The sequence below is a fragment of the Providencia sp. 2023EL-00965 genome (assembly GCF_033550225.1).
GTDB lineage: Bacteria > Pseudomonadota > Gammaproteobacteria > Enterobacterales > Enterobacteriaceae > Providencia > Providencia manganoxydans.
On sequence record NZ_JAWUEH010000012.1, the window covers coordinates 178,626 to 185,401 of the forward strand.

Genomic DNA, 6,776 nt, shown 5'->3' on the forward strand with positions numbered 1-6,776 from the left:
TATGATTACATTTAAAAACATCGAAAAAATCTATCAAAAAGAAGGCCAGTCACTAACCGCACTGCAAAATGTTAATTTACAAATTAATGAAGGTGAAATTTTCGGTTTTATTGGCTATAGCGGTGCGGGTAAAAGTACTTTGATCCGCTTAGTGAATCAGCTCGAAAAACCCTCTTCAGGTGAAGTGATCATTAATGGGCAAAATATCGCACATCACAGTGCGGCAGAAATTCGAGCTCATAAAAAAAGTATTGGCATGATTTTTCAACATTTTAATTTATTAGAAACCAAGACTGTTGCCCAAAATATTGCCATGCCATTACTGTTATCTGGTGTGAGTAAACAAGAAATCGAACGACGTATTGATGATATTTTAGCTTATGTAGAACTGAGCGATAAAAAACATCAATACCCGGGGCAGCTTTCTGGTGGACAAAAGCAGCGAGTGGGTATTGCTCGTGCATTAATTAATAATCCCAAAATTTTATTATGTGACGAAGCCACATCGGCATTAGATCCACAGACCACATTATCGATTTTATCATTGCTCAAAAAAATCAATAGAGAGCAAAAAATTACCATTTTATTAGTTACTCATGAAATGGAAGTGATTGAACAAATCTGCCACCGCGTAGCTGTGATGGAAAATGGTCGTGTTGTTGAAGAAGGCTCAGTCCTCGATATATTTGCAAACCCGCAACAACCGACAACACAGAAATTTGTGCGTACAGTACTCAATGAGGAAATACCTAAACGCGTATTAGATAATTTAGAGCATCAACACAATGTTTATCGCTTAGAGTTTTTAGGTGCTTCGGCACAACAGCCCGTGGTCAATGAGCTGATATTACAAGATAAAGTAAAAATTAATATTTTATTTGCCAACATGAAAGAAATCAGTGGCGTAGTTTTAGGCAGTATGTTTGTACAAATTGTTGGTGAAGAAAACAATATTCGTGATGGCATTGAATTTTTGCGCCAGCGTGGCGTTGCAGTCAGTAAGGGGGCTCTATGACACAATGGTTTGATACGGCATTAACCAGTAAACAATTTTTCCTCGCAATGTCCGAAACCTTTACCATGGTTTCTATTGCGCTGGTGATTGGCTCATTACTAGGTATTTTGTTAGGTATCGTTTTAGTGGTCACTCGACCTGATGGTATATGGGAAAACAAGTGGATATACCGCATTATCAACCCAATTATTAATACTATTCGTTCATTGCCTTTTATTATTTTATTAGTCGCTATGATCCCTCTTACTCGACTTATGGTTGGCACTTCAATCGGCACAACCGCAGCGATCGTACCTTTAGTGATCTATATTGCTCCTTATACTTCACGTTTAATTGAAAATTCTTTGTTAAGCGTTCATTCGGGGATCATTGAAGCGGCTGATGCCATGGGAGCAACCAATTGGCAGATTGTTTGGCACTTTATTTTACCTGAGGCCAAATCATCTCTGATCCTAAGTTTAACTGCTGCCAGTATCACACTCGTTGGCGCAACAGCAATGGCAGGTGCTGTCGGTGGTGGTGGTGTTGGCGATTTAGCACTCAACTATGGCTATCAACGCTTTGATAATGTTGCGATGGCCATTACCGTTGTGACATTGGTCATCATTGTACAAGGAATGCAGATGATCGGTGATTATCTCGCTAAAAGGGCAAGATATCATTGATAACACAATGACCGGTATGAACCGCACTTATCGGTCATTTTTCTCCTCTCCCTCTCCTACTATTGTTCACTCATCCTATTATGCAGAAACCACACTAGAACATAATTGATTGATTAGCATGAAATTAATATAACCACATAAACAAAAAACCAAAATACATTAAATAAATTAACCATTATAGGAATTCAAGTACTAAACATTATTAATAGTCAATAAAATTATCATATAAAGACAACGTCTGATTTAAAAATACAGTTATATGTCAATTTATTTTTTTTTATCTGTTGTATAATCATAGTGATATAACGATTAAATTAAAATTATTGTGTTTTCAGCCATAGTACTAACTTAATTGTTTTATTTTCATTGCTGATGACCTTACTCGCAACAATGATACATTATCAGCGTGTTACTCACCCCCTAACTTAAATCTGATTATGCTAACAATTGAACAGTTAATATTACTCACTTCTATACTCATCTTACTGGGTATTTTTTCCAGTAAACTCTCGGCTAGGCTAGGCTTGCCAATGCTGGTTATGTTCCTATTCATCGGCATGCTAGCAGGGGAAGATGGCATTGGCCAAATCGCGTTTAACAATGTTAACGTCTCTTATGCTGTTGGTTCTCTAGCGTTAGCACTGATCTTATTTGATGGGGGTTTGCAAACTTCGGTGAAGTCTATTCGCCTTGTTTGGAAACCCGCATTCACTCTCGCTACATTTGGTGTATTAGTCACCGCAGGTATTACAGGATTAGCTGCGGCGTACATTTTAGGTATACCGCTACTTGAAGGCCTTTTACTTGGCGCAATTGTGGGGTCAACGGATGCTGCTGCCGTTTTTTCATTATTACGTAATGCAGGGATCTATCTTAATGAACGTTTGCAATCAACTTTAGAGATTGAAAGTGCCACTAACGACCCGATGGCAATTTTTTTAACCGTCGGCCTGTTACAATTACTAATGAACCAGCAAGCTTCAGGTAGCGAGCTACTATTATTATTTATCAGTCAAATGGGGATTGGTACCTTAGTTGGTCTAAGTGTTGGCTGGCTATCGATCAAAATTATTAATAAGATTAAATTACTGGCCACAGGACTTTACCCTGTATTAGTAGCAGCTTGTGGCTTACTATCCTTTGGTATTGCAAGCAATTTACAAGGTAGTGGTTTCTTATCAATTTTTGTGACTGGCGTCGTTATCGGTAATGCTCGTTTTGTTTTTCAGCGCAATACTTTCTTATTTCATGATGGGTTAGCTTGGCTAAGCCAAATTATCATGTTCGTCATGTTAGGCTTATTAGTCAACCCAAGTTCATTACTGGAAGTGTGGTTTGAAGGGCTGGTTATTGCACTGGTATTAACCTTTATTGCTCGCCCAATTGCCGTTGTTCCTGTGTTAAAATTATTTGGGTTCAATCGCGAAGAGATCACATTAGTCTCTTGGGTTGGTCTGCGCGGCTCTGTCCCTATTATATTAGCCATCTTTCCTTTTATTTATGGCTTACCTGGAGCAAATCTAATTTTTGATGTGGTGTTTTTTGTGGTGTTAATATCGGCTACATTACAAGGCTCAACTTTACCTTATGTCGCCCGCAAACTGAATTTGATGCAGCCCCCTCCTCTTCTTCCAGCCGCAACGCTTGATATCACAGCTGTCGATCAAATTGATGCAGATCTTGTCGAATATACTTTAGGTGAAGATTGCTCTGCTGTTGACCGCCGTTTATCACAATTGGCTTTACCTGACCAAACCGTTATTGCCATGATCACTCGCGGTAAGAGCGTTCTTCCTCCTAGAGGGTCAACAAAGTTACTTGCCAATGACCATTTATTTGTCGTCCTGAAGCCTGAAAATCGCCTTTTTCTCGAACGTCTATTCTCTGAAAAGATTTCTTCCGAGTTAACGCCTATAGAGCTACCATCAACAGGGCTTAGCCTAAAAGGAACAACAAGGCTTGATGAAATTTATGAATCTTATGGCATTCAAATTGATAATGAGAACATACAAACGCTAGATCAGTTTATTTATAGTATCTCAACTGGAGAACCAACTCAGGGCATGGTAATTAGCTTGACGTCTTTACAGATGAGGATCAGTGAGATGATTGGTTCACGGATAGTCACAGTGGTATTAGAGCCAATACCTTTAGAGGATAGCTAGTAAAAATCTAAACGCCATTTTTGATTATATACTCTAAATAATTCAAGGCGTAGTTAGAAGACCAAGTCAACGAGGCGCTAGGAACATAGGAAATACGTAACTAGCGTAAGTGGACATAATCAGTACGCCTTAACGAAAAGCGCTACAACATGAATTATGGGAGTATGAATTAGCTGACATTGACATCCCCTATATCAATATATTTACTTAAAATCATTGTTTTTCACTTTATTATCTCTGGAGCATCCAGTAATTTTTTATTTCCACTCATATGATCTTCGGTATTTCTGACCATAAAAAAATAAAAGCCCATGAGAGGGCTTTTATTTCATAGTATATAAATAATGACAGATGCAGTATTTATTGATAGTACAATAGAGAAAGTTCTCAATGTCTATTTATATAATGTTCTTAATTGAAACAATTAAGTTCTAGATTGCTTAATTAAGTTCCACTTTGGAACATATATAATCAATAGTTAGATAAGAGAATAAATAGAGTCGTCAAACCCTTTAGATTCTTTATCTTCACTTGCATGGGTATCATCTTGAAGGACTTCACTAAAGAATTCCCCCATATTTACATCTAATACTTTCAGTACTCTTACTAAACAGTCGATATCTATACGGTTTACTCCACGTTCATAGCGGAATAGTTGTTGCTCGCTGATATCAATCTCTTTAGCTAACTGAAAAACAGTATAGCCTTGAGACTTTCTTAACGATTTAATTTTTTGTCCAACTGCACAAGCGACAGGATATTTTGTATTCATAAACATTCTCGCTTCAACTTATATTATTAATGAAATAAAAAATCAGCAGGTGATTCTCTGTGTTTTTCTATTGTTATCTTTATTTATGATATAGCCATTTGGATGTATTAACGACGATTCAGCCTATATCTTGAGAGGGATGATATACTAGCAATATAATTAGTTTCAACTAATCCAAAAATGACATTGCAACTATGTAACTAAATATTATCATAATCACAAAAAGCTTTAAAAATGAGGATTTCCCTTTACTTTCAATAAATTAAAGCATTTAACAATTAATAGTTGTTGTTCTAGGCAAACATAGTCCCGCAGGTAACCACAAAATTTAAACCTAAATTAACCTTATTTACCCGATAAATAATCTAAAAATAACGGAAATAAACAGAATAATTTAATACTGTAACAGTATTAATGATTTTTGAAACCGATATTCATAAAATGAATACACACAATACGATAAACACACAAATAGTGTAAAACAAAGTAAAAAAGAGAAATTATTCCCATATTATCATTTTGATATCTTAAATATCAATAGCTTATATCAATAGTCTTTTTGTTACAATCGACAAAAAACACTGAATTTTTAAAGTAGCATAAGAAAAACTATAGCTAGCTCACTAAACATAACAAAACATTAACGTTATGTATCTTTTTGGTTTGCTATACATGAAGCATATCACAAAAAATAAAAATTTAAATTCTTTCAAATACACAGTTTTTTATGTTAAAAAACAAATCCAAATATGATATCGCTACTGTATATTCACCCCATAAACTAAACAGCAAGAATTTATCTCCATAAAATTTACCTTTGTAGATTTTTATCGCATTATAAATCACTGACTATTGAGTAATACCCAATATAATTCTTACCAAATTAGCCCAAAAGAAACCGACTTAATCCTAAAAACTAGCTATTTATGCTTAACTCCTAATTCTCTTACACAATAGTAAACTTCCCTTACATCGTAATAATTTTAATAGAACCACAAGAGATACAACAATGCAGAGTTCCACAACTCACTACTAGAGTAATTACAAGCTAAAAATTTGTTAGACTATCTTTTATTGAACCGTGTATTTTTATATACAAAGCCCCAACTCTTAAACTATTTGAATGTCTTTATACTTGCTCTATCACTCTATGCTAAATTAATAGCATATTAACGAATACGGACTCCTTAACATCAAACTGTTTACAATTAAATTGTAAAAAGAAATAACGTCACGTTACAATAAAAGAATGATCCATATATATCTTTAAACAGTATATTTACATTCCCTATTGTCATATTAATAAGTATTTTTGTTTTTGATTTATGTTTAGCATGGTGTTTTATCATTGTGGTAAACCACAGTATTAAATTAAACAACCTGTAAGGTATCTTGAATGTCTCATCCCTCCTCTGACAACTAATAATGCTAATTAGCTTAGAAAACTTCACAAGGGTTGACTGAGGGCACTACAATTTAATTTAAATGACAAAGCTCATCTCTTTATCGCTTATGCAAACATAACAATATGGAATGGCTTAGTGGGTAGTATGTATATATTACAGAAGGAGCATTAATTTGTTTGCTAATGTGACAATGAGAATATAGTCATCAAAATGATGATTCAAACCAACATCTCTAGATCACAAATCAATGAACACCACGAAATACAGATAAATAGCCAACCTCTAGCTTTCGCTAAAATTGCTGTGAGTTGAAATATTGTGAATACAAACCAATTGAGTGCATATGTTGGTAAAGCCATTAAAAGCGCTATAGCTTCGCTGTAAATCATTTGGATGTATGTTTGGTATCTATTCTAGGTATGATGTAGACGTTTGAGAGAGAATCAATCGTAGAGCTTCTCACCCGCACTCTACGTGCAACATGCAAAGATCTTTTTTTTGGGATTAAGAACAGAGTGTTTCTTTAGATGGTGGGTCGTGCAGGATGACTCGGCCGATGGCCTCGCCCTTCGGGTCGTTGCGCAAGCGCAACGCTGTCTCGCTTCGCTCGGCTCGAACCTGAACGCAGCTTCTCACCCGCACTCTACGTGCAACATGCAAAGATCTTTTTTTTGGGATTAAGAACAGAGTGTTTCTTTAGATGGTGGGTCGTGCAGGATGACTCGGCCGATGGCCTCGCCCTTCGGGTCGTTG

4 protein-coding genes and 1 other RNA gene are annotated in these 6,776 nt (G+C 35.9%); 3 read left to right on the forward strand and 2 right to left on the reverse strand.

What is annotated here, in order from left to right; all coding sequences use genetic code 11:
• Position 1 precedes the first annotated feature (1 nt).
• The 3 genes from SC428_RS15765 to SC428_RS15775 all read left to right on the forward strand — a co-directional run bounded on the left by SC428_RS15765 (position 2) and on the right by SC428_RS15775 (position 3,845).
• The gene (locus SC428_RS15765) at positions 2 to 1,015 is read left to right on the forward strand and encodes a methionine ABC transporter ATP-binding protein (RefSeq protein WP_140183126.1); all 1,014 of its coding nucleotides are present in this window, start codon (positions 2 to 4) and stop codon (positions 1,013 to 1,015) included.
• Positions 1,012 to 1,680 carry a methionine ABC transporter permease gene (locus tag SC428_RS15770; protein WP_070928809.1) on the forward strand — a complete coding sequence of 223 codons (669 nt, stop codon included), beginning with the start codon at positions 1,012 to 1,014 and terminating at the stop codon, positions 1,678 to 1,680. The genes SC428_RS15765 and SC428_RS15770 overlap by 4 nt, the downstream gene beginning before the upstream one ends.
• A 437-nt stretch (positions 1,681 to 2,117) precedes the next feature.
• Positions 2,118 to 3,845 carry a potassium/proton antiporter gene (locus SC428_RS15775; protein ID WP_081335968.1) on the forward strand — a complete coding sequence of 576 codons (1,728 nt, stop codon included), beginning with the start codon at positions 2,118 to 2,120 and terminating at the stop codon, positions 3,843 to 3,845.
• A 478-nt stretch (positions 3,846 to 4,323) separates the two neighbouring features.
• Here SC428_RS15775 and SC428_RS15780 read toward each other — a convergent pair whose 3' ends face one another.
• Together SC428_RS15780 and SC428_RS15785 are read right to left on the reverse strand one after the other, a co-directional pair.
• On the reverse strand, positions 4,324 to 4,617 hold the full coding sequence (locus SC428_RS15780; RefSeq protein WP_070928815.1) for a helix-turn-helix domain-containing protein: 294 nt from the start codon (positions 4,615 to 4,617) through the stop codon (positions 4,324 to 4,326).
• Between the two features lie 1,934 nt (positions 4,618 to 6,551).
• A non-coding RNA gene (locus SC428_RS15785) (RtT sRNA) lies at positions 6,552 to 6,679 on the reverse strand.
• Positions 6,680 to 6,776: the final 97 nt, after the last annotated feature.